A 26,189-nucleotide genomic window follows, 5' to 3' on the forward strand; every position below is an offset into this window, starting at 1 on the left:
TATTTAAAACAACTTAATAAATAAATTCTTAAAAAGATAATTTAAAATAACAAAACAGCATATGCTGTTTTGTTAATTATACTTATTCATGATTTGTAAAAAAGTTTTATTATCATCTATAAAATCATTAATAAAATCTGCATTTTGACTAATAGTATTTTTAATAGCTAAAATTTCATCATTACTAAATTTAGACAACACTCAATCAACTATTTTTCATCCTTGAGCTGGCGGGTTTATTCCAATTCTTAATCTATAAAAATCTTGAGTGGAAAGATGTTGAATGATAGATTTAATTCCATTATGTCCTGCTGCTGATCCTGATTTTTTAAATTGAATTCTTTCAATATTTAGATCTTTATCATCATGAATTACTATTAAATCTTTAAGACTAATTTTGTAATAATGCATAATCCGAGATATAGCTATTCCTGAATTATTCATATATGTTAAAGGTTTAACAAATAGAACTTTTTGATTATTAATAATACTAGTATATACCTGAGAATTAAATTCTTGTTTAACAGAATTATACCCATATTTGTCTAGTAATATATCAATAGCTATTCAACCAGCATTATGTCTAGTTATTTCATACTCTCTACCTGGGTTACCTAATCCAACAATTAACTTCATTAATTTCCTTCTTTAATAAAATCTTCAATTTTTTTTCTGATTTGTTCTTTATTTTTAATATAAACTTCAGTTAATGAATGATGTTCTTGTGAATGTTTAATCATATCAGCTAATAATTCAGCAACTGATACAATTTTTAGTCCATCGAATTTTTTATCTTCAGGAATTTCAATAGTATTTGTTACAATTACGTTTTTAACAATATTTTGTTTAATAGCTTCAGTCATTCTTTCTTTAGCTGGACCATTAAATAATCCGTGACAAGCAAAGATATAAACATCTTTAGCTCCGTTTTCTTTTAAAGCTTTAGCCCCACTAATAATAGTTCCACCAGTATCGATCATATCATCGATAATGAAACAAGTTTTATCTTGAATATCTCCTAGAACAAATTCAACTTCAGCTTTATTTGGCTCAGGACGTCTTTTACCAATAACAGCAATTCCGTTAGTCATATTTGTTGTATATGAGTCAACTTTGTGAACCCTGTTTAATCCTCCGTAATCTGGAGAAACTAGAATACATTTTTCTCTATCTAATTTTTCTTTAATAATTGTATTAACAATTTCATTAGCTAAAGTTTGAGAAGTTTGGAAGTTATCCATAGGTATATCAAAGAATCCCATTGATTGAGGAGAGTGAATATCAAATACAATAACTCTGTCTGCTCCTGCTTTACTTAATAAATCAGCTACTAATTTAGAAGTAATTGGTTGTCTTCCTTTAGCTTTACGATCTTGACGAGCATATCCAAAATAAGGAATAACAACATTAATTTTTTCTGCACTACCACGTTTAAATGCATCAATTGCAATTAATAATTCCATTAGATTTTCATTTACAGGCATGCAAGTAGATTGAATAATGTAAATTTCTTTACCTCTAACTGAATCAATTGATTCAACTAGAATTTCACCATCTGCAAACCTAGTTGTTTTAGCGATCTTTTCTTCGATACCTAAAATATCACAAACTTCTTTTGCTAGTTTTTGTCCTGAAGAAAGACCGAAAATATAAATATCATTATTATTCATAAATTAACCCTACCTTTTAAAATAATAATAACAAAAATTAGACTTCTAAAATATAAACAATTAATAAATAAAAATAGTCATAAGACTATTTTCTAGATTTTAAGCATTATTTTTATTATTTTTTGTCTTAAGAATAGAATTAACATTCTGAAATTTTGATTCCGAAATATCTTTAACAAAACTCTTAGCATTAAAAAACACATTAACAGAGTAGGGTGAATTTATTAATTTAAAACAATGTATTTATCATATTTATCAAACTTTATAAATAACGAAAAATAAGTCGTCTAAGTTAGGGTGTTGTGCGTGTGTGCTGGGTACGCCTAGTTGAATTTTTTTTTTTTTTGCAATAATGAAATAGTATATTTTCACGATAAGTTAGGAGGTAAGAATGAAACTTAAAGATTTACTTACAAAAAAAATAATGATCGATGCTTCTTCAGTTTTAGCAACTATTTCAGCAGCTACAGCAACAGGTGTATTAGTTAGCAAAATAAAATCAAAAACTGATATTTCAAAAATAGAACTTGAAACAAATATTTGATTATCAGAAGAAAAGAGTGATGATTTAATTGTTCAAAAATTCATTGATATCAATAAAGAAAAACTAACTGGATTGAACAAAGATGATTTTGAAATTTTAAGTAATGAAAATCAAATTTTAAGAACCAAAATTAAAGAAAACAACAAGGCATGATTTGGTCAAGTTGCAATTAATTTTGGTATTAAAACTGATATTAACACTATTAGACTACTTAAAAATTTTTGCTGTAGATAACGATCAAGATCAAGAAATTATAGATACATTTTTAAAAATTAATAATAAAATTTTACAAAATGATTTAACTAAAGACGATCTAGAAATTAAAAAAATAGCTGGACGAGTAGGTGATTCAGCTAATGCAATTCTTAAAGTCAAAGATAGTTCGAATAAAAAATATCAAGGTGAAATAGAAATATCATATAGAATTAGAAAAGATATCAATATAATTGAAGGTTTAAAAACTGAACTATTCTGTTTTGATCCAAATGCTAAAGAAGAAACTATGAAATCTTCAATAAAAAATCTATTCTTTGAATTAAACAAAGAAAAAATATATCCACTAGCGGTATTCAATTTAGATGTAGTTAACCTAAATATTGAAGAAAGAAAAGCATCTATTAAGATTATTAATTCTGAAGAATATCGAGGTCAAGTAGAAATTACTCTTCAAGATAAATTAGATATAAGTAAAATTAATTCTTTAATAACTACGATTAATAAATATTCTCGTTCAAGTGCAAATCGTGAAATAAAAGATTTTATTACTGCTAATAAAGATAAATTACCTTTATTATTAGCTGAAGATCTTAAAAAAGTAGAAAAAGAAAGCACTAAAGAAAAATGGGTTATCGAAGTTAAAAATTCACGATATTATCAAGGTAAAATTGCAATTAATTTAAAACAACTTGATGATATTTCTAATAATAAAAATATTAAATTATCTATCGATTTAAAAGATAATAAACCTTTTGAAAACAACACAATCAATGCGTTTTATGAAACTAACAAAAATGAGTTTGAAAGATTAAACATAAAAAAAGAAAATATAAAACCTTCAGCTCTTAGTTTTAAACGTGAAGATGTTACAATTCAAATACTTGGATCTGACAAATATTATGCAAGTTTTGAAGTAAAATATAAGTTTAATAGAATTGATATTAATACTTTAAGTTCTAGAATAAGAGCTTTAAATGTACGTGGTAAAAAAGAAATTAATGAGGAAGTTATAAAAGAAGCTTTTGCTCAACAATATCGCGGTTTCTTCTTCAAATATAGCTGAGAATTCTTCGGATATGCTATTTCATCTGCTGCCACATTTACTAAAGATGATATTAAAGTTATAAAAATAGATGATAACTCTGTTGAAGTTGAAATCTTATATGAAAACTGATTTAAAAACACTTTAAAACTTAAATTAATAAAATAATTAATAAAAGGTGCTCAAGCACCTTTTGCTATATTGTCTTAATTAACTAAACCTTTAAACTAAATAAAAAATATTATTTAAATAGGTTAATTTTTAAAATTTTTTTCTAATACATTAATGAAGTAAAATAGACTAACTACACACTAAACTAACCTTATAAAAATGTAAAAATGCTATACAATAAAAATATAGGTAATTAATATAAACTAGTATTATAAAATATTATTAAATTGATAATTAAAATGGAGGTAAAAGATGAGTAAGAAATTTTATGTAACTACACCAATTTATTACCCTAGTGGAAATCTTCACTTAGGTCATGCATATACTACAACACTAGCTGATATTTTAAATAGATATAAAAAAGAACAAGGTTATGAAACTTTCTTTTTAACTGGTAGTGATGAACACGGACAAAAAATAGAAGCTAAAGCTAAAGAAGAAAATATTAGTCCAATAGAATATTTAAATCCTAAAGTTGAAAGCTTTAAAAAGTTATGAGAAAAGTTAAATATTAAATATGATAAATTTATTAGAACAACTGATGATTATCATGAACAAGCTGTTAAAAAAATCTTTACTAAATTATATGAAAAAGGATTAATTTATAAAGGACAATATCAAGGAATATATTGTGTTAGTTGTGAAGAATTTTTAAATGCTGATCAACTTGATAAAGATGGAATGTGTAAAATTTCAAATACAAAACCTCAAACAGTTAATGAAGATACTTACTTTTTAAAAGTTAGTGAATTTCAAGATTTTATCCAAGATTTATTAAAAACTGAATTTTTAATTCCTGATTATAGAAGAAATGAAATGTTAAAAAATTTCGTTGAACCTGGATTAAAAGATTTATCAGTAACTAGAGTAAGTTTTAAATGAGGGATTCCAATCGATCAAAATCCTGAACACATTATTTATGTTTGATTAGATGCTTTAAGTAACTATATTACTGCTTTAGGATATATGCAAGATGATGATCATTTATTTGAAAAATTCTGAAATAATGATGATGTTGAAATTTTACAACTAGCAGGAAAAGAAATTATTAGATTCCATTCAATTTATTGACCAGTAATGTTAAAAGCTTTAGATCTACGTCAACCTACACACTTACTAGGTCATGGTTGAATATTAAATAAAAATACTAAGATGAGTAAATCACTTGGAAATGTAATTGATCCTATTAAAATAATAGATACTTATTCATCTGATGCTTTGAGATTTTATATAGCAAACGATCTTCCAACAGAAAAAGATGGTAATTTTAGTTTAGAATTATTTATTGAATCATTCAACGCTCATTTAGCTAATAATGTAGGTAACTTAATAAGCCGAACTCATAATATGATTACAAAATATTTTGATGGATTCATTGATTTAAATGATGTTAAATACGATCGAGAATTAATTGATTTATCTATTAAAACAATTGATGAATATGTTAAAAATATGGATCAATATAAAATAAGTGCTGCAGTTAGAAATGTATTAGATTTATCTGCATCATGTAATAAATATATTGAAGATACTGCTCCATGAAATTTAGCAAAAGAAAATGATATTGATAAATTAAAATCTGTTTTAGCTACTCTACAGAGATGTATGTCAGTAATTAGTTATTTATTAAAACCTATTTTAGTTGAAAAATACAATGACATGATTGAACAATGTGGATTAGAAAACGTAGAAATTAACTTTGACAATTTAAAAACATTTAAAGATATTAAATTTAATAAATTAAACGATAAAAAAGTATTATTCGTAAGAGTTAAAGAATAAAAAACAAACCTATTTAACAATAAAATAGATTTAATGCTTAATATGTAATATTATAAAAATAAAGGAGATTTATTATGAAAAATTATCAAGTAAAAGATTGTAAAAACAATTTAATGAATTTATCAGATCTAGTTGGAGAAAAAGGATTAGTAATGTATTTCTATCCTAAAGCAAAAACTGGACTATGTACATTAGAAGCCTTAGAATATCAAAAACACTTAAATGAATTTAAAAACAAAGGATACAATGTTGTTGGTGTAAGCCAAGATACTCCAGAATACAACAACGAATTCTGTTGTGAACAAAACTTAGAATTTCCATTAATTTGTGACTTAGATAAAGAATTAACTAATGAGTTTAAATTAACATTTACTGAAATTGAATTCGAAGGTAAACCTTGAAATAAATATGAAAGATCAACATTTGTTTTAGATAAAGAACTAAATATAGTAAAAGAAATGAGAGATGTTGATCATATCGAACACGTTAGTGAATTGCTAAGTCAATTATAATAATTATTACAACTTCAATTGAAGTTGTTTTTCTTGAGAAAATTTAAGTATGATTTCTAATGTTTTATTTATTGGTGAATTGTAATAAAATTAAAGTTAGAAAATAAGAGAGGTACATAAAATATGCCAATTATCAAATTTAGTGGAGTTTCAGAAGAAAGAGTTAAAGAATTTAGTAATAAAGTTAATGAAATAGCAGAATTAGTTACAGCTAATCCTGAAAATATTATGTTTATTTGTGAAGATTCAAAAGTGTTTCAATTAAAACAAGAACAAAAACCGATTTATGTAACTGTTGAATGATTATCAAGACCTGATAAAGAACAAATATTTGCAAATTATATAGTTGATTTTTTCAAAGAAGATTCGTCAAAAGTATGAATATTTTTCACAGATGTTAATGGCAAATTATATGCACACACTAAAAAAGTAGGTCAATAAATGAAAATAGGTAATATTGAAATAAAAGGTAAAGTTGTTCAAGGTCCAATGGCAGGAGTGAGCAACGAACCGTTTAGAGTTATTTCTAAACAACATGGAGCAAGCTTAGTTTATGCTGAAATGGTCTCTGTTGCTGGGATGGCTCATGAAAATAAAAAAACATTTAGTATGCTACAAGTAAGTAAAGAAGAGCATCCAATGAGTATGCAAATATTTGGAAATGATGTAGAAGATTTTATTAATGCAACTAAATGAATAGATGAGAACGTTGATTGTGACATCATAGATTTAAACCTAGGTTGTCCTGCACCAAAAGTTGCAGTTAGATCAGCAAGTGGATCGGCTTTATTAAAAACACCTGAACTAATTTATGAAATTGTAAAAGCAGTTGTTGAAAACACAAAAAAACCAGTAACTGCAAAAATTAGATTAGGATGAGATAAAGATAGTGTAAATGCTGTTGAAATTGCTAAGTTAATTGAAAAAGCAGGAGCAAGTGCTATTGCAGTTCACGGAAGAACAAGAAGTGATTTTTACTCAGGTCACGCTGATTGAGAAAAAATTAAAGAAGTTAAAGATGCAGTTAAAATTCCTGTTATAGGAAATGGTGATGTTGTTGATGGGCCTTCTGCTAAAAAAATGTTAGATCTAACAGGTTGTGATGCTGTTATGATTTCTAGAGCATGTCAGGGAAATCCTTGAATATTTGAACAAATTAATTATTATTTAGAAACTGGAAAAGAATTAGAAAAACCAAGTTTTGAAGAATGAGAAAAAACTGTTTTAAATCACGCTGATTTACTTATAAAATTAAGAGATGAACAATCGGCTATGCGTGAATTTAGAAAACATTTAACTTGATATTTAGATGTATTAGATAAAAAACCTATTTTAAAATTGTTAAAAGAAAAAGCTAACAAAATAGAAACTTTAAAAGATGTAGTAGATATCATTAAAGAATACGGGAGTGAATAAAAATGATAAATGATAGAAAATTTTCTGAACAAGAATTAGTAAGAAGAGAAAAACACCAAGAATTAGTTAAAAAAAATAAAGATCCATATAAAATAACTAAATTCCAAAGAACTAACACATTAAAAGAATTAAATGATAAATTTGAAAAATTCTCTAAAGAAGAATTAGCTGAAATGAATCAAGAAATTATTAGTGTTGCAGGAAGAATTAAATTATATAGGGAAGCTGGTAAAAAGGCTGCTTTTGTTAATATTGACGATCAAGATTCTGGTATTCAATTATATGTTAGATTAGATGAAATTGGAGCTGAAGCTTTTGAAGATTTTAGAGATTTTGATTTAGGAGATATCATCGGAGTAAAAGGTATCATGATGAAAACAGATCATGGTCAATTAACTGTTAGATGTAAAGAAGTTGTTTTATTATCAAAAGCATTAAGACCACTACCTGACAAACACGCTGGAATTCAAGATATTGAAGAAAAATACAGAAGAAGATATGTTGATTTAATAATGAATCATGATGTTAGAAAAACATTCCAAGCAAGAACTAAAATAATTAGAACACTTCAAAAATTCTTAGATGATAAAGGTTATATGGAAGTTGAAACACCTATTTTACATTCACTAAGAGGTGGAGCTGCCGCTAAACCATTTATTACTCATTATAATGCATTAGACACTGATGTATATTTAAGAATCGCTACAGAGTTACACTTAAAACGTTTAATTGTTGGTGGATTTGAAGGAGTTTATGAAATAGGTCGTATCTTTAGAAATGAAGGAATGAGTACACGTCACAATCCTGAATTTACAAGTATTGAGTTATATGTTGCTTATGAAGATATGTTCTTTTTAATGGATTTAACAGAACAAATTTTTAGAGTATGTAATGCTAGTGTTAATGAATCACCAATTATTAAATACGGAGATGTTACATTAGATCTATCTAAACCATTTAAAAGATTACACATGGTAGACGGAATTAAACAAGTAACTGGAGTTGATTTCTGAAAAGAAATGACAGTTGAAGAAGCTATGCAATTAGCAAAAGATCATAACGTTCACGTTGAAAAACACCAAGAATCAGTAGGACATATTATTAACTTATTCTATGAAGAATTTGTTGAATCAACAATTGTTGAACCTACATTCGTTTATGGTCATCCAAAAGAAATTTCACCTCTAGCTAAGTCAAATCCTGAAGATCCAAGATTTACTGATAGATTTGAATTATTCATCATTGGAAGAGAATATGCAAATGCATTCAGCGAGTTAAACGATCCAATTGATCAATATGAAAGATTTAAAGCTCAAATTGAAGAAGAAAGCAAAGGAAATGATGAAGCTACAGATATGGATATTGATTTCATCGAAGCTTTAGAACACGCAATGCCACCAACTGCTGGAATCGGTATTGGAATTGATAGATTAGTTATGTTATTAACAAACTCTGAATCAATTAAAGATGTGTTATTATTCCCGCAAATGAAACCAAGAGATTAAAAATAAACTTGCAATTAGCAAGTTTTTTTAATATTTTCCTAATACTAATATAGTTAGCTATATTTAACTTTTAATTGTTAAAATATATATAAATGACAAAAGGAGAAAATTATGAAATTAACAACATGAACTTTTTATAAAGCAAGTAGCTTTCAAACATTAACTGGTGATAATCAAAAAATAGGATCAGTTCCTGTTTTGGTTTTACGTCCAGATTTTGTTAAAGAAAGAACTGTTTTATGTTTAGCATTAACTCAAAAAGTAGTAAACTCAATAATTATTGATTTACAAAATAAAGCTATTCAAGGTCAAGAATTATTAAATATTTTTAAAGATAATATTGGATTTGCTTCTACAGATAATTTAGAAAAAATAGATGCAAAAGGATTAGATCTTTCAACACCAATTCTTGATGAAAATATTAAAAATTTAATTGAAACTTATAATCTATTTTTAAATAGTGAGCCTATCACATTTGACAGTGCTGACTATGAAACAACAGAAAAAGCTCAACAACAAAAAGATGTATTTACAAATGTTGAGGTTGATAAAATGAAATTACCTGTGTTACTTGAAACATTAAATGTAGGTATGCAAAATTACAGAGAAAGAATGGAAGAATTTCCTAAATTAAAAGAATCTGAAATACCAGCTAAAAAAGAAGAAATATTTAATTTACAAGGTAATTTAATTGTGTTTTTTGACCAAGCACTTAGAGAAATGGATGGATTAATTGCTAATTTAAGTGAAAGAAATTCTGAATTGTATAAAGAATTAGAAGAACTTAAAGGAGAAAATAAAAAATAATGAAAAGAAGTCAAGCGACAAATGATTATAAATGAGATTTTTCACACCTTTATAAAAATCAAGAAGAATGAAAACAAGAATTAGATAAGCTAATGAATCTAGCTAAAGAGTATGAAAAATTCAAAGGTAAATTACACATTAAAGAAGAATTTTTTAAATCTATTAAATTAGATGAAGAAATCGAATTACTTGTAACTAGATTATCAATTTATACAAGAATGGGTGATACTGATCAAACTAATGAAGTTTATAGAACATTAGAAGGTTTATTGATGAACGCATTACAAGAAATTTATCAATTAACTGCATTCGCAAGTCCTGAACTAAAAGAAGTTGGTCAAGATGTGATTTTTTCATGACTAAAAGAAAATAAAGAATATGAAAAATACGAATATGGATATAGAAAATTCTTTGAACACGCTAAACATATTTTAGACAAACGCGATGAAGAATTACTTTCTAAAGTTTCAAGAAGTAGAAGTGCAATTTCTATGATGTATGATACTTTAGCTTATGCTGATAGACAAGATCAAGAAATCGAATATAAAGGACAAAAACAAATTTTAACTAATTCATTATTAGCTGAAATTAACCAAGATTCAGATCCTATAAAAGATCAAGATCTAAGAATCAAAGCAGGAGTTTTATTTTCTAAAAACTTTAGTGATAAAAAACACAGTTTTGCTCAAATTTATGAAGGTATTTTACAATCAAGTTTAGAAAGTGTAAAACTAAGAAATTACGAATCAAGTTTACAATCAAGTTTAAGTAGTGATTCAATTGATACATCAATCTATTTAAAATTATTAGAAGTTGGTAAGAAATATATCAAACCATTACAAGATTATCTTTTATTAATTAAAGATACATTTAAATTAGAAAAATTCTACCCTTCAGATAGACAACTAAAATTAGTTAAAGACTACAACCGTACTTTTACAGTTGATCAAGGTAAAGAAATAATTAGAAAAGCATTATCTGTTTTAGGTAAAGAATATCTAGATAAATTAGAAATTGCTTGAGGTCCTAATAGAATTGATTATTATGAAGATACTAACAAAAGAGATGGTGCATATTCAACTGGTGGACAGGGTGTTGAACCAATTATTTTAATGAATTGAGATGATAAATTAAACTCAGTTAATACATTAGCTCATGAATGTGGTCATTCAGTTCATACTTTATTTGCCGATGAAAACCAACCATACCCATTAAGTGAATATCCGATTATTTTAGCTGAAGTTGCTTCAACAATTAATGAACATTTATTATTTGATTTTATGTATAGCAATGCTCAAACTAAAGAAGAAAAAATCTATCTATTACAACAAAGAATTTTTGATTTAACTTCAACATTCTACAGACAAATTCAATTTGCTGATTTTGAATATAGAACCAGTCAATTAGCAGAAAAACAAATTCCATTTACAGCAGAACTATTAAACAATCTTTTTGTTGAAGTTCAAAATGATTATGGTTATACAGTATTTGATAAACTTGAAGATAAAGATAGAAAACATGGATTTGGTTGACCAAGAATTAGTCACTTCTTCCATTCTCCATTCTATGTTTATAAATACGCAATCGATGTTACTGCAAGCTATAAACTATATGACGATATCAAAAAAGGAAATATCGAATCAACAATCAATTTCTTAAAAGCTGGTGGACACAAAGAACCATTAAAAATAATGTTAGATGCTGGAATTGATTTTACAAAAGAAGAAACTTATCAACCATTAATTAATGGAATTATAGAATATACTAATCAATTAAAAGAATTATTAAAATAAGGAAAAACTACTCTTATAAGGAGTAGTTTTTAACTTTTATGTCTAATCTTTTAAGGCATTTATAGGTACAACTAAAATACCATCCTCTCTTTTGTAAATCACATTCCCAAAACCAACAATAACACATTTTAATATTGGAGGTCTATTATTATTTTTTATAATATTTGAAATTGTTTTGTTTAATGTTCCGGCGGCTTCATCAACTTTATTAGAACCCAATTTAATTTCAAACGCACATCAATCACCATCTTTAAGTTCGATAACAACATCAATTTCATTATCCAAATAATCTTGATAGTGATAAATCTTGGCATCCATCGCTCTTGAATACACCTTCAAATCCCTAATAACTAATGATTCAAATAATAACCCATATAAATTTAAATCTCTTTGAATTTTTGCTGGACTTAGATCTAATAATGCACAAGCTAGAGATGGATCACAAAAATATCTCTTATCTTTTTATTTAACTCTTAATGATGATCTTACATCTAATGAAAATGGTTTTAAATTGTCAAATAAAAACATAGAGTTTAAGAAATCTAAATATTTAGTAAGTGTTGGTCTAGATATTGGATTATCATTCTCATTTTGAGAAATATCTTTTAATATAGAGCGATCAGAAACTGTAGTTGATGTATTTCTTGCTAGAGATTTTAATATCAATTCAATTTTTTCAGGACTATATTTATTATCGTTTTCGTCAACTAACTCTTGTTTTAAAATCGTTTTAATATAAGACTTAACAATTACGTCACAATTATCTATGCTGGAATCTATATTATTAGGTCATCCCCCTCTAACTATTAAATATGACAATTGTTCATAATCTAATTCTTTTACATATGTAGGTTTTGGATTAAAATCTTTTGAACAAATTTCTTTAAGAGACACAATACCAACAGAATCTTCAGACTCATATAAAGTCATAGGGCTCATTCTTAAACTAACAATTCTTCCTGCCCCACTATGTAAAATACCTTTATATTTAGGTGTAGCAGATCCTGTTAGTATAAAAAGTCCTTTTTCACCAATCTCATCTACTTTAGCTCTGGTGGCATCTCATAATGCAGGGGCTTCCTGTCACTCATCAATCATTTTAGGATATTCACCATCAAGAACGAGTTCAGGATTAAAATTAGCTAGCTTTCTGTTAGCAAAATTATTATACGGACTACCAACTAAAAATTCACTCTTTGAATTGTGTCTTGAAGTTCATGTTTTACCACACCACTTAGGTCCTTCAACACAAATTGCTCCAGCTATTGATAAGTATCGTTGAATTACTTTATCCATTATTCTAGGTTTATAATTATCGTTTCTCATATTTGTCTCCTTTTTGATATTTTTACCAAATTCAGGATAAAAATTTTACCAAATTAGACGAATTTTTTTTACCAAATTTGCCTGAAAAATTTTACCAAATTTGTTAAATTTATTTTACCAAATTCAGGATAAAAATTTTACCAAATTAGACGAATTTTTTTTACCAAATTTGCCTGAAAAATTTTACCAAATTTGTTAAATTTATTTTACAAAATTACGAGTTCTTTATTTACATTATTACGCTAAACCTTTTCTTAATACAATATTAGTGTTTAAACTTTCTAAATTATTTATAATGTTGTATCATTTATATGTAATGGGGATGTCATGGTCTCGACAGGATATAACCAGCATATATAAGCAGTAGTGTGGTAGACTATAAATACTACTAGGTTTAAAAAAACGCAAACGAAAACGAAGAAAAATTTGAAATGCCAGCATTCATGATCAACAATGCATCAGCTGGAGCAAACTTTATGTTCGCTTAATAACTACTTAGTTTAGTTATAGTATTTCACGAATTATAGGTAGTTTAGGCTTTATCTATAACCGTATTACCCTAGTCTAATAGGATGTATGATTGCAATAAATATATCCGAATTCTAATTGCAAATGACATTTAATCTTTTGTTAATTTTAGTTATCTGTTAAATTAGAAAATTAACTAAACTGTAGAAAGTATATGTAAGTGTATTTTGGACGCGAGTTCGATTCTCGCCATCTCCACCATAAAGAAAATAAGCTAGCTTGGAAAATTTCCAAGCTTTTTTAGTTTTAAAATTTATTCAATATTTCAGTAAAACATATTATACAAGCCCAAGAATGCTCGATTTATTAAATTTTCATTCAATTTACAAACACATGTTGGTAAAAGTGTTTGTATTTACGCACACATGTTGGTAAAAGTGTTGATAAATTAGATGTACCTTTCCCACTTTAAGCATAAAATAATGTATAGAAAACACCTATGTTTGCCACTTTAAGCATAAAAATATTACAAAACAAAAAACACTACTCTAAGTAGTGTTTTTAATAATTATTTTTTAGTATATTTTCCTTGAGCAAGGTTTGAGTTTCCTCCACCTTTTGTTTCTAATCCTTCAAGGTTATTAAATATATCAATTGCTTTATATTTTGATTGTAAACTTTCACTTACAGCAACAACTATAAAGTTAGTTTCACCTGTCTGACTAGCTAATATTACAATTAAGTCTTTAAATTTATTTCTTAATTCATCAGCTAATTGTTTTAAATCTTTGATAGTTAAGTCTTTAGTGAATAATCTAATTTCATTAACACCGTCTTTGTTTAATTCTGGTTTTAAATCGTTAAATTGTGACAATTTAGAAGCAGTTAATAAATCGTTAACTTTTTTGTCATAATCTTTATATAAATCTTTTAATTTAGATAGCATTGATTTTATTACAACTAAATTTTGTTTTGTAATAGTTAAATTTTTAATTTCTGAATAAGTTTTTTCAATTTCTTGATTTTCTAATACAGCTTTATTTTGGTTGTATTTTTCAATCACATTTTCAACTTCATCTTTAACTAATTTAAATTGTTCATTTAAATATTCGCTTACAGCTTTGTTTGAAGTTAATGCTTTAATTCTGTATAAACCGCTACCTTTTGATTCTAAACCTGTAATAATGAAGTCCTCAATATCACTTGTATTGTCTACGTGAGTTCCACCACATAATTCTGAAGAAAAATCTCCAAATTTAACAACTCTTACAATTTCATCATATTTTTCAGTAAAGAATGCTAATGCATTATATTTATTAATTGAATCTTCTAAACTACAGAAATAAGTTTCTCTATTAATGTGTTCATTAATTTTTTGTAATACTAATTCTTCAGATTTATGTAATTCATCACTTGTTGCTAATCTGTTAAAAGTAAAGTCCATACGTAAACCATGTTCATCATTATATGATCCAGATTGCATTACGCTATTTCCTAAAACTTCTCTTAAAGCAGCATGAATCATGTGAGTTCCTGAGTGATTTTTCATTGTGTAGAAACGTTTATCTTCATCGACTGTGGCATTAACAATATCTCCAACTTTTAATGTTCCTGAAACCTTAACTCTATGAATATTTTGGTGTTTTGGTCCTTGTTGAACATCAACTACAACAGCATTTGCATTATCATTTGAAATAATACCAGTATCGGCTGCTTGTCCACCTTTTTCAGCATAAAATGGAGTTTTATCTAAAATTATATAAGCTTCTGAATCTGTAACTGAATCGATTTGTTTTTGATCAGCGAACATATAAACAATTTTTGCATCACTTCTTGATGTTTCTTCTCAACCTGTAAATTCTGATTTAACATCAAGTTTAGTAAATAATTCATTTTGTTTATCTCAAGCTTTTAAATCTTTTCTACTACTTCTAGCAGTTTCTTTAGCTTGTTCTAAAAGTTCTTCAAATCCTTTAATATCAACTTCAACATTATGTTGTTGAGAAATTTCTAAAGTTTGTTCAATTGGAAAACCATATGATTCAAATAATAATAAAGCATTTTTAGCAGTAACCTTATTTTCAGATTTGATAATTTCTTCTAATAATTCATAACCTTTAGATAATGTTTTTAAGAATTTTTCTTCTTCAGCTTTAATTGTTTGTTCTACTAATGTTTGTTTTTCTTCTAAATAAGGATAGAACTCTTTCATAGCTAACACTACTGAGTCAACTAATTTGTATAAGAATGCATCAGTTATTCCTAATTCTCTTCCAAATACTGAACTTCTTCTGATTAAACGTCTAATAATGTATGCTCTATCTTTATTTCCTGGAAATACTCCATCACTAATAGCAAAAGTACATGCTCTAATATGATCTGCAATTACTTTAAATGCTGTATTAATTCTTGTTTGTTTAGCTGTTGGATTGAAGTAATTATCAAATGAATATTTAAATTTCTGATCACACATAGTTTCGACTTTTTGAATAGTTGGTCAGAAAATATCAGTTTCAAAGTTAGTTGGTGTATCTTGGAAAATTGATGATAATCTTTCTAGTCCTGCACCAGTATCGATATTTTTTCTAGGTAATTCAGCATAATTATTATTTCCATCATTATTAAATTGTGAAAATACTATGTTTCAAACTTCGATATATCTATCATTTTCAATATCATCACTAATTAATCTAGGTCCAATTTTTTCTGGATCTCATTTTTCGCCACGATCATAAAATATTTCAGTATTTGGTCCACAAGGTCCTTGTCCTACGTCTCAGAAATTAGTGTCTCTTGATAAACTAAAGATATGATCTTTTTCAATTCCAATTTCTTCAGTTCAAATTCTGTAAGCTTCATCATCTTCATTAAATACTGTTATATATAATTTATCTTTTGGCATAGCAAATCATTTATCTGAAGTTAATAATTCTCAAGCAAAATGAATAGCTTCTTTTTTGAAGAAATCTCCGATAGAAAAATTACCTAACATTTCAAACATAGTGTGGTGACGTGCAGTAACTCCTACATTTTCAATATCATTAGTTCTAATTGATTTTTGTGAGTTAGTAAGTCTAGCAGCAGGAGGTGTTTTTCTTCCATCAAAATAAGGTTTTAATGTAGCGACTCCTGAATTAATTCATAATAAAGAAGGATCATCAACAGGTATTAATGAAACTGGTTCTAAAAAATAATGATCTTTTGATTTAAAAAAATCTAATCACATTTGTCTTATTTGATTTGTAGATAATTTCTTCATTTTGTTTCTCCTTTGAAAATGTTTTATTGTAACTATATTTAATTCTATCAAACAATATATTAATAAGTAATACACATAATTTCTATAGATTTAAATTTTAAAAATAATGTATAAAATAAGTGAAAAAATAAATATTAAAATTGAACTTATTAAAAAGATTTTTCTAAGTCTAATTAGTTTAGCTTCTTCATCTTGTAATGTTTTTTGATAACGTCTTCTTCTATCATTAAAAAATCACATCGCGTGTTTATTTCTTATATATCCAATTACAATACTAATTAAAAATAAAATTGAACCATAAATAATTGAAAATCATGTAGTACCTTTTCAGTTATTAAATGTTTTATTCTCTATATTTAAAGTTAAATAACCAACTAAAACAGATAATAAACACCCAACAATAAAAATAGCTAATACAATTAATCAACCTTGTCATTTTAATGCTTTTTTTTGATTATATTCAAAAACTTTTGATGAATAATTTCTAGAATCATAAACACTTTTTATTTTTTGATCAACTTCTTGGTTGTAAGCTATATTATCTTTTATTCTATGTTGTTTTAGTTCTTGAGATTTTTTATTTTTCATAATTTTATTCCTTTATTTACTAGTTTTATATTAAAAAAATTATTCTATAATTTTAAATTAAATCAATAAGTTTTAATGAATAATTTCACCTAATATTTTATAATTATTAAATAGTATTTTACTAAAAATTTATATTTATAAATTTCAAAAATTTTTATTGTTTATTTTTTGACTATTTTAATTCGAAATGATATTCTTATTAGAATAACCGGTAAGTTAAAATAGTTAACTTTAAATATAAAATACAAAAATAATAGAAAGGGATCTAGCATGAAAAATAAAAAAACTATTATTTATGATGAAAAAATAGATTTTAAAACTGAGCTATTATCAGAAGATTTTGATTTGTCAGCAGAGTTAGATAATCATGAAAAAATAAGTAAACTAACAACTATTAAATATTGATACAGCGATCTAAATGCTAATATTTATAAGTTTTTTGTAAGACATCCTTTATACGGTTATTCATTTAAAAGAATAGTGTATGGATTAATTACTTTACTAATTGCTATTGTTTTACTTTATGCAATTACAAGAGCAATTACTCCTGATGTTAAGTATCTACCTCCAAACTATGAGAAATTAGGTTTTTCAGATAAACAATTAGATGAACTTTTAGTTGATAGAATGAAAAAATTCGGAGTGTATGGTCCATTCTGAGAACAAGTTTTAAACTATTTAAAAAATATAACTCCGTTTATACCTAAAAAAGGTCTAATTGGTGCTAAATATGGGTTAGACCCCACTGCCCCTGGTGGTTGATTTGGAAATGAAGTATATGAAATCAGATTTGTTTATTTAGGAGTTGTTTCAAGTCCATCAATTGCTGAAGAAGGATCGGACGTTTTTAAACTATTTAAAAGTGCTATGCCTTATTCATTCGCATTTGGTTCAATTGCTATTTTAATCGCTAACATTTTAGGTATTGTTATTGGTATTCAACAAGCTAAAAAGAAAAACAGATTATTTGATAGTTTATTTAGTGGAGCATCAGCATTTCTTGTTGCGCTACCTTCTTTAGTTATTGTTTTAGCAATCTTTATTTTTTCAGTTTCAATTTTAGGAAGTTCTGGACTTTACAATACAGGAACATTTGCTACAAAATTCTGACCAATTGTAACAATGGTAATTATTAATATACCAATTGTTGCATCATACACAAGAAGATATGTATTAGAAGAAATGACTGCAGATTATGTAAAATTCACTTTATCTAAAGGTATGAGCACAAAAAGAGCCTACTACTTACATATTTTTAGAAACTCAGGAATAAGAACTATTAGAACAATACCAAGTCAAATTATCTTAACTGTATTTGGTTCATCAATTTTAACTGAAACTCAATGATCTATTCCTGGAATGGGACAATACATTATTAAATCAGCTGGTGGAAATGACTTTTTCGTATTCTTAGGATTTACAGTGTTATCTTCATTTGCAACAATATTTGCCTCATTATTATCAGATTTAATTTATGTTTGATTAGATCCAAGAATTAGCTTGACTAAGAAATAGAAAGGATTGGTAATTATGCAAACTAAAAAACAAAAATCAAAAGATATTTATTCTAGTTTTACAGCAGAACAACACCAATCTTTTGAGTTCAAAAACGGAATAAGTCTAAATGAAATTGATCAAGAATTATTTACTCATGTTGGATTCCAAGAAAAAGGATTAGAATCAATTGCAACAAAACCTTATAGTTATTGAAAAGCTGTGGGTAAAATTTTATTAAAAAGTAAAGCATTTATTATTTGTATGAGCATACTAGCTCTTTTAATAATCATGTCAATAATTATTCCTTGAAATAAAGAAGCTGTTCCTTTACAAGGAAGAGGACCCGGACTTAAAGCTCCTGATGCAACAAATTGATTTGGTTTAGGAAAACAAGGTGAAGATTACTGAGTTGAAATATGATTAGGTTTAAGAACTACTCTTGCTTTCTCACTTGTAGTTGTAATAATTCAGTTAGCTATCGGAATTTTTGCCGGACTTATTTGAGGATACTTTAGAAAATTAGATATTTTATTCTACCAAGTAACTGCATTAATTTTAATCGCTCCTCAACTAGTTATGATTATTTTAATTATTTCTATATTAGGAACCGGATTCTGACCAATGGTTTTAGCAGTAATTATTCAAGCGTGAATTGGACCTGCTTTAAACATTAGAGCAGCAGTTTTATTAGTTAGAAATTCAGATTACAACGTAGCATCAGTTACATTAGGTTCAAGCTCAGGAAAAATTATTAGAAAAAACATTTTCCCTAAAATATTACCTATTTTAATTCAAGTTGCAGTGTTTGCAATTCCAACTGCAATTTCAATTGAAGCAACAATCTCATATCTTGGACAAGGATTTGTTGATGGTCAAAAAATAACATCATTAGGTAAAATTTTAGAACTTGCTATCAGTGGTACTGAATGACAGGTTTTCCCACACCTATTATTAATTCCTGTAGCATTTATCTCAAGTATTTCATTGTTATTCTTTATAGTATTAAAAGTATTTGCCGATTCATTAGATCCAAAAAATCACCGTTAGAAAGGAAACTTGATTATGAAACAAAAAGTTATTTTATCTATTAAAAATTTAGTTGTTAAATTTAGAGTTCGTTCTCAAGTTTTAACTTCTATTAGAAATATTAGTTTTGATATTTATGATGGTGAAACTGTTGCTATAGTTGGTGAATCTGGATCAGGAAAATCTGTTTTTACAAAAACTTTAACTAATATGTTAGAAGAAAATGGATATATTGCTAATGGAACTATTACCTACTATCCAAGAAAAGATAAAAATGCTATATCTAATTTTAAAAATGAAGTAAACTTAGTAGATTTTCATAAAAACAATTTAGAAAATAACTCAAGAAGAGAAATTAGAAAATATAATCATTTAAAAATTAAAGAAATTCAATCTCAAATCAATGAATTAGAAAAATCAACAATAGATTCTATTAATCTAAAAATTCAAGATTTAGAAAATAAAATTGAATTATTAAAAAAATATGAATTTACTAAAAATATTAAAAAGATAATTAAAAGAGATACTCTTATAAAAGAAGTTGCTAGATTAAATAAACAAATTGAATTAATCAAAGATCCTAACAAGTTAGAATTTAAAATCAATGAATTAAAAAGATCAATTAATAGATTAAAACAAGAAAATGCTAACTTCCAACTACTTTCAATTTATAAAAAGTTTTTATATCAAAAAATTGTAAGCTTTATTAATAAAAACAAAAATGATTTTGAATATGATTTAAATTTAGCTAAAGACTATTTAAATAAAGTAGAAAAAGTTGAATTTAAAAGTGATTTTGAAGATTTAATGATTGAAATTTTAACTGAAATTTCAAAAGAATCTAAAAAATTAGAAAAAGAAAAAATTGAATCATTATTAGAAATTTGAAACTTTATTAAATTACCAAATTTCATAATCAAAAGAAGAACTGCTAAAAACTTAGAAAAACTTCGTGGTGGAACAATTGCTACAATTTTCCAAGATCCGATGACTTCTTTAAACCCTTTATTAAGTGTTGGTTTTCAAATTTCAGAGGTTTTAAGAATTCATAATAAATTATCAAGATCTGAAGCTAAAGCTGAAGCAATTAATTTAATGAAAAAAGTAGGTATTACAAATGCTGAAAAACGTTATAAAGATCTGCCAAGAAAATATTCTGGAGGAATGCGTCAAAGAATTGTTATTGCCATTGCTCTTGCATGTAGACCTAAAATATTAATTTGTGATGAGCCAACAACTGCATTAGATGTGACTATTCAAGCCCAAGTTCTAGATTTAATTAAAGAACTTAAAAAAGAATATAAATTCACAGTAATTTTTATTACTCATGATTTAGGAGTTGTTGCTAATGTTGCTGATAGAGTAGCTGTTATGTATGCTGGTCAAATTATAGAACATGGAAAAATTGAAGAAATTTTCTTCAATCCTCAACACCCATACACTTGATCATTATTATTATCACTTCCACAATTAGGTAAAAAAGGTGAAGATTTATATTCAATTTCAGGAACACCTCCTTCATTATTTAAAGAAATTAACGGAGACGCTTTTGCTCCAAGAAATAAATTTGCTTTAGCTATTGATTACAAATATGAACCACCTATGTTTAAAGTTTCAGATACTCATTATGCTAAAACTTGATTATTAGATCCACGTGCTCCTAAAATCGAAAGACCAAAACAATTAGAACTTCTAAAAGAAGCTGTTCAAAATACAAAGGTTGGTGAATAATTATGAATAAAGAAAAAATCATAAGAGTCCGCGACTTACTAATTGAGTTTGGTAGTGGTAAAAATAAAGTTAAAGCTGTTAAAGGTGTAAGTTTTGATATCTTTAAAGGAGAAACTTTTGGACTAGTAGGTGAATCTGGATCAGGAAAAACAACTATTGGTCGAGCAATTATGGGTATTCAACCTATTCAAGATGGTGCTATCTTTTTTGAAAATAAATTATTAAGAGGTAAAGCACCTAATGTTTATGAAATCAATAAAAAAATAGCTAGACATTTAGATGTTATGAAACAAAACCAATTAAATACTTCTATATGTTTAAATGATTATTCAAATGAATTTAAAAGAGTTTTTTATAAATATACTCAATCTAAGTTTTATAATTTTAAAACTAAAGAATTAGAAGATTACAAAGATAATGTTTCAAGAATCATTGAAGAAGGAACTAACTTAAAAGATACTAAGTTAATAAACACTAAAAAGAATGTTAACCTTTGAATTATTTCTGAATCTATTAATGATAATTTAAAAAGGATGTTAAAAATTATTAGATTACAAGATAAGTTATCAAAATTCTTACAAACTGTTTTTGATTATATTGAAACAAGTGAAGAACTTTCAACTGCTGTTAATCATTATCAAACAGTTGTTAGTGATATCATGATTGAAATTAAACATCTTGAAAATCAAATTTATTGAATATTACAAGAAATGACTGATATTAGAACTAAAGTTGAAAAAGGATACCACACTTCAATTTCTAATTTCTTTGATCAATTAGGTGTTAGATTAAAAAAAGTTATTTCACTTCAAAAACAAATTTCAGTTTTAATTGAAAAAGCAAGAAAAGCTCAAATAGTTAACGTAGCTTTAACTCAACCTAAAAAGAATTGAACTTCAACTTCAAGACAATTAGAATCAATCAAAGACGAAAGTTGATTAATTGGTGATTACGAAAAACTTGTTCAAGTTATTGAAAAAAATAATTTCTATAAAGCTTTAGAAAATGGAGAAATTTTCCAACAACCATCTAAAAAAGATATCAAACAAAATAAAAAAGATATCCAAATGATTTTCCAAGACCCAAGTTCGTCATTAAATGATAGAATGGCGATTGAAGAAATTGTTCAAGAAGGATTAGATAACTTCCCAGAACTTTATAAAAATGATGAAGTTAAAAAATCATACATTAAATGATTTAATCAAAATAATCCTCAACAAAAACTAGATGAAAACAGTGATGTAAAGCTAAGTGATATTAAAAGATATTTAATCACAGAATTATTACAAACTGTTGGTATGCTTCCAGAACATCTATCTCGTTATCCTCATGAGTTTTCAGGTGGTCAACGTCAAAGAATCGGTATTGCTAGAACATTGATTATGAAACCTAAATTTGTTGTGGCTGACGAACCTATTTCAGCACTTGATGTTTCTATTCGTGCTCAAATTATGAACTTATTAAGCAAATTCCAAAAACAATTTGATTTAACTTATATATTCATCGCTCACGATTTAAGTGTTGTTAGATTCACAACAAATAGAATTGCTGTAATTTATCGTGGAGATATAGTTGAATTAGCTGAATCAGATGAACTATTTGAATGTCCACTACACCCATACACTCGTTCATTATTAAGTGCAATTCCTTTACCAGATCCTATTCAAGAAAGAAACAAAATCCACTTTGAATATAAACCAGAAAAAGAACACCATGACTATTTAATTGATTTTCCTAAATGAAGAGAAGTTAAAAATGGTCACTATGTATATGCAAACGATAGAGAGTTCTCACAATATCAAAAAGAGTTAGAGAAATATTATAAAAATAAAAAAGAAAGTTAAAGAAGGTGATAAGTATGAAAAAAATGCTAAGCTTAGCAGCATGTGGTATGTTTTTAGCTTCAAGTTCAACAATGGCTGTTAGTTGTTCTTTAAGTTTTAATCCAGAGAAGTTATTAACAAGAAAACTTTCAGATACTACAGTTTTTAAAGACTTAATTGTTAATCCTATTGTTAACTGAAACTCTGCTATTAATAACAACTCATTTGATAGTAAAATCATCGCTAAACTTCAAGATACTTTAATCACTGTTGATAAACATGATAATTTTGAAGGTGCTTTAGCTTTAAAATGAAAACACGACAAAGATTTTAAACAATGAGATTTCAAACTTAGAGACAATATTAGATGATCAGGTCTAGAAAATGGTAGAACTGTTGATAAAGAAAAAATTACTGCAAAAGATTTTTTCAATACTTTCAGATATGTATTTAACAGAAATAATAGAGCTCTAACTTTAGATATTTGAACTTCAGCATTAAAAAATGGTAGAGAATTAGTTGACTTTTTAGATAAAATTTCAAATCCAGCTTACACAAAAGAAAAAAAACCTCACGAATTATATAACCCTATATTTGATAAAGAAGGTGACGTATATCAAGGTTTATCTGCATTAGAAAAAGAAATGAGATCTAGTTACTATTTAGATCGTGCAATTATGGCATATAATATGGAATTAAAAGATGGAAACCCAGAAGATTATGAAAAAAAGGTAATTAACATCGCACTAAAAGGACAATCTACTAAAGAACTTGCAGAAAATTCTTTTAAAAATGGAAAAATTATAAGTCAAACTCAACAAGAAGATTATGATATTTCTTTCCACTTAAATAAACCAACAAGTTATTTTGAAACAGTTATTTCATATTTAAGTTTTGCTCCTATGCCAGACTATTCTGTTAGATATTTAACTATAGAAGGTGTTCAAGAAGCATCACAATTTGCTGGTACATCTTATTCTAAAGCATCTGGTAAAAAAGATGGATATGAAACAATGTGATATTCAGGACCATATGTTGTAGATAGTTATGTTTCAGGTAGAAATTTAAATTTAAGAAGAAATGAAAATTACTTCAATAAAGAAAATGTTCATATTCACAAAATACTTTACAGCTTTTCAAACAAAGGAGATCCTGCCTCTTATAGATTCTTCTTCCAAACTGGAGATATTTCTTCATTTATAGTTGTTCCTAATGATCTTGCGGGATGAGACACATACGTAAGAAATATAGAAGACCCTAGGTTTAAAGGAACAAATATTGTTAAAACTAAGCCTACAACAACTTGAGGATTTGCTTTTAACTACCAAAGTCAAGGAACAACTATTCTTGAAAATATTCGTCTTAACAGAGAAGGTAGTTTAGTTGAAGGAAAAAGAACAACAAGAAATGTTAAACAGGATGCTGATCTAAATAAAACAATAGCATTAAAATCATTTAGAGTAATGTTTAGATATATGTTAAATAGATCTATTTTTGCCAAATTCTTCTCTAGTGCAATTGATGGAAATAATCCAACAAGTAGTTCATTAAGAAATACTTACACAAGTCCGTTTATTGCAACTTACAAAGAAGATAAACCTGAAAATTCACCTGAACCAAATAAAGATAATACAGTTGATTACTATGATGTTATGGCAAAAAACTACTATGATAAATCAAAAACTTCTAAAACTCAAGATAAAAAATCAACAACAGGTTGATTAATTGAAGTTCTTAAATCAAAGAATATAATTAATGACGAACAATTAGAAAGTTGAGCAAAAAGATTTGGTTCAATCGAGCAAGAAAATAAAACTTCAAAATCTGCTCTTGATCCAGGTAAAGACACATTTTTTGAAAATGATCTTTTAGCTTTATCTGCATTCTTAAAAGAAGACGAACTTAGTGAAAAGGATGGTAACTTTAGTTTAGACCAAGATCCTTCTAAAGTTGAATTTAAAAATGATGAAAGAGCTAAGAAATTTGTTGAATTAATTGGTAAATATGACAAAGTAGATCCTAACAAATCTTACCCAGACCAAGACGAAAATTTAAATCTATTACATCAAAAAGTGAAATTAATAAAAGAACAAGTTAAAGAAGATATGAATGGTCTTGGAATTAATACAAACACCCCAATCACTGTACCTTTCTTAATGAATCCTGGAAATTCAAGTACAGGAAGTGCTACAGGTTATATCAATTTCCTAACAGAGGCTCTTAGAACTTTTAACTTCTTAGTACGTAATAGAGGTAATGGTGATATAAATTCTCCGTTTGTTATTGACGCTTATACACCATCTACATCAATTGAGTATTCTACATTAGCAAAAGCAGGTAAATCTTCGATAATGGAAATTGGATGATCTCCTGATTATGCAGATCCAACAAACTATTTATATACTGTTCTATATGGCGGTGCGTTTGATTACATAATGAGTTTAAATAAAACATTTAATAAAGATTCTAAAGGTAAACTAACACCTGCTAAAATAATTGAAAAAGATAAGCAATACTATGAACAATTGCTTAAATCATCTCAATTCTTACTTAATGAAATTGAAAACGTTGATAAAACTATACCTGATCATAAAAAAAGATTTGAGGCTTTATCAAAACTTGAAAACTACTTAACATTATCTTCATCATTAATAATTCCTACATATGTTAAAGAATCAGAATCACTTCCTACAGTTTCATACGTAGATCAACTAACAATATCACGCTTCCCATTAGGAACACACCCACAACGTATGGTAGGGGTTAAAATTGATGAAAAAATAATTCAACAAGATGAATTTGACAGAAGATTAAGAGTTTATAATAAAGAAAAAATAGATGGATATCAATCTCTATATCCAGATGCAGATGGTCAATACCTACGTGGATTTAAAGGTGATTGAAATAAAGAAGTAGATCCAAAAAATTCAAGAGACGTAAAACCCGTCTAATAAAATTAGTTATGTTGAAAAACATAACTTTTTTATTCTTAAGAGAAAAAAGAGAAGGTATG

At 26.6% G+C, this 26,189-nt stretch carries 20 protein-coding genes and 1 other RNA gene; 15 read left to right on the top strand and 6 right to left on the bottom strand.

Features of this window, described 5'->3' with window-relative positions; translation table 4 throughout:
* Positions 1 to 72: 72 nt before the first annotated feature.
* Together pth and MYE_RS00375 are read right to left on the bottom strand one after the other, a co-directional pair.
* Positions 73 to 636 carry an aminoacyl-tRNA hydrolase gene (gene pth, locus MYE_RS00370; RefSeq protein ID WP_042733081.1) on the bottom strand — a complete coding sequence of 188 codons (564 nt, stop codon included), beginning with the start codon at positions 634 to 636 and terminating at the stop codon, positions 73 to 75.
* Positions 636 to 1,670 carry a ribose-phosphate diphosphokinase gene (locus MYE_RS00375; RefSeq protein WP_042733082.1) on the bottom strand — a complete coding sequence of 345 codons (1,035 nt, stop codon included), beginning with the start codon at positions 1,668 to 1,670 and terminating at the stop codon, positions 636 to 638. Before MYE_RS00375 ends, pth begins: the two co-directional genes overlap by 1 nt.
* A gap of 391 nt (positions 1,671 to 2,061) precedes the next feature.
* Between MYE_RS00375 and MYE_RS04380 the strand changes: the two genes are divergently transcribed.
* The 9 genes from MYE_RS04380 (at position 2,062) to pepF (ending at position 11,458) form a co-directional block, all read left to right on the top strand.
* Positions 2,062 to 2,448, top strand: coding sequence for a hypothetical protein (locus MYE_RS04380; protein ID WP_042733083.1), 387 nt, complete (start codon positions 2,062 to 2,064; stop codon positions 2,446 to 2,448).
* On the top strand, positions 2,390 to 3,640 hold the full coding sequence (locus MYE_RS00385; protein ID WP_042733084.1) for a hypothetical protein: 1,251 nt from the start codon (positions 2,390 to 2,392) through the stop codon (positions 3,638 to 3,640). The genes MYE_RS04380 and MYE_RS00385 overlap by 59 nt, the downstream gene beginning before the upstream one ends.
* A gap of 255 nt (positions 3,641 to 3,895) precedes the next feature.
* Positions 3,896 to 5,425 carry a methionine--tRNA ligase gene (gene metG, locus MYE_RS00390; protein WP_042733085.1) on the top strand — a complete coding sequence of 510 codons (1,530 nt, stop codon included), beginning with the start codon at positions 3,896 to 3,898 and terminating at the stop codon, positions 5,423 to 5,425.
* Between the two features lie 74 nt (positions 5,426 to 5,499).
* A complete protein-coding gene (locus tag MYE_RS00395; protein ID WP_042733086.1) occupies positions 5,500 to 5,937 on the top strand; it encodes a peroxiredoxin in 438 nt (145 codons plus the stop codon).
* 123 nt (positions 5,938 to 6,060) lie between these two features.
* A complete protein-coding gene (locus MYE_RS00400; protein WP_042733087.1) occupies positions 6,061 to 6,378 on the top strand; it encodes a DUF1904 family protein in 318 nt (105 codons plus the stop codon).
* The gene (gene dusB, locus MYE_RS00405; protein WP_042733088.1) at positions 6,379 to 7,353 is read left to right on the top strand and encodes a tRNA dihydrouridine synthase DusB; all 975 of its coding nucleotides are present in this window, start codon (positions 6,379 to 6,381) and stop codon (positions 7,351 to 7,353) included.
* Between the two features lie 2 nt (positions 7,354 to 7,355).
* Positions 7,356 to 8,858 carry a lysine--tRNA ligase gene (gene lysS / locus MYE_RS00410; RefSeq protein WP_042733089.1) on the top strand — a complete coding sequence of 501 codons (1,503 nt, stop codon included), beginning with the start codon at positions 7,356 to 7,358 and terminating at the stop codon, positions 8,856 to 8,858.
* Positions 8,859 to 8,969: 111 nt separating this feature from the next.
* Positions 8,970 to 9,665: a hypothetical protein gene (locus tag MYE_RS00415; RefSeq protein ID WP_042733090.1), complete on the top strand. Its 696-nt coding sequence runs from the start codon at positions 8,970 to 8,972 to the stop codon at positions 9,663 to 9,665.
* Positions 9,665 to 11,458: an oligoendopeptidase F gene (gene pepF / locus MYE_RS00420; protein ID WP_042733091.1), complete on the top strand. Its 1,794-nt coding sequence runs from the start codon at positions 9,665 to 9,667 to the stop codon at positions 11,456 to 11,458. Before MYE_RS00415 ends, pepF begins: the two co-directional genes overlap by 1 nt.
* A gap of 42 nt (positions 11,459 to 11,500) precedes the next feature.
* Here pepF and MYE_RS04440 read toward each other — a convergent pair whose 3' ends face one another.
* Positions 11,501 to 11,878 (bottom strand): DUF4143 domain-containing protein, encoded by a 378-nt coding sequence (locus tag MYE_RS04440; protein WP_330216775.1) that lies wholly within the window; start codon positions 11,876 to 11,878, stop codon positions 11,501 to 11,503.
* 42 nt (positions 11,879 to 11,920) lie between these two features.
* Positions 11,921 to 12,784, bottom strand: a complete 864-nt coding sequence (locus tag MYE_RS00425; protein ID WP_330216771.1) for an ATP-binding protein — start codon at positions 12,782 to 12,784, stop codon at positions 11,921 to 11,923.
* A 318-nt stretch (positions 12,785 to 13,102) separates the two neighbouring features.
* Between MYE_RS00425 and ssrA the strand changes: the two genes are divergently transcribed.
* Positions 13,103 to 13,513: a transfer-messenger RNA gene (gene ssrA, locus MYE_RS04095) on the top strand.
* Between the two features lie 307 nt (positions 13,514 to 13,820).
* Here ssrA and alaS read toward each other — a convergent pair.
* On the bottom strand, positions 13,821 to 16,511 hold the full coding sequence (gene alaS / locus MYE_RS00430; protein ID WP_042733092.1) for an alanine--tRNA ligase: 2,691 nt from the start codon (positions 16,509 to 16,511) through the stop codon (positions 13,821 to 13,823).
* A 90-nt stretch (positions 16,512 to 16,601) separates the two neighbouring features.
* Positions 16,602 to 17,099, bottom strand: a complete 498-nt coding sequence (locus tag MYE_RS00435) for a membrane protein (RefSeq protein WP_042733093.1) — start codon at positions 17,097 to 17,099, stop codon at positions 16,602 to 16,604.
* A gap of 270 nt (positions 17,100 to 17,369) precedes the next feature.
* Here MYE_RS00435 and oppB point away from each other — a divergent pair, with 270 nt between their 5' ends.
* Genes oppB through oppA form a run of 5 tightly spaced genes read left to right on the top strand, consistent with a single transcriptional unit; the run spans position 17,370 to position 26,127 of the window.
* Positions 17,370 to 18,614 (top strand): oligopeptide ABC transporter permease OppB, encoded by a 1,245-nt coding sequence (gene oppB, locus MYE_RS00440; RefSeq protein ID WP_042733094.1) that lies wholly within the window; start codon positions 17,370 to 17,372, stop codon positions 18,612 to 18,614.
* A gap of 15 nt (positions 18,615 to 18,629) precedes the next feature.
* Positions 18,630 to 19,643: an oligopeptide ABC transporter permease OppC gene (oppC, locus tag MYE_RS00445; RefSeq protein WP_042733095.1), complete on the top strand. Its 1,014-nt coding sequence runs from the start codon at positions 18,630 to 18,632 to the stop codon at positions 19,641 to 19,643.
* A 15-nt stretch (positions 19,644 to 19,658) separates the two neighbouring features.
* Positions 19,659 to 21,353 (top strand): oligopeptide ABC transporter ATP-binding protein OppD, encoded by a 1,695-nt coding sequence (gene oppD, locus MYE_RS00450; RefSeq protein ID WP_042733096.1) that lies wholly within the window; start codon positions 19,659 to 19,661, stop codon positions 21,351 to 21,353.
* A gap of 2 nt (positions 21,354 to 21,355) precedes the next feature.
* The gene (locus tag MYE_RS00455) at positions 21,356 to 23,197 is read left to right on the top strand and encodes an ATP-binding cassette domain-containing protein (RefSeq protein ID WP_082028294.1); all 1,842 of its coding nucleotides are present in this window, start codon (positions 21,356 to 21,358) and stop codon (positions 23,195 to 23,197) included.
* Between the two features lie 14 nt (positions 23,198 to 23,211).
* Positions 23,212 to 26,127, top strand: coding sequence for an oligopeptide ABC transporter substrate-binding protein OppA (gene oppA, locus MYE_RS00460; protein ID WP_042733098.1), 2,916 nt, complete (start codon positions 23,212 to 23,214; stop codon positions 26,125 to 26,127).
* The last annotated feature ends 62 nt before the right edge of the window (positions 26,128 to 26,189 follow it).

It is taken from the genome of Mycoplasma yeatsii GM274B (genome assembly GCF_000875755.1).
Lineage (GTDB): Bacteria > Bacillota_I > Bacilli_A > Mycoplasmatales > Mycoplasmataceae > Mycoplasma > Mycoplasma yeatsii.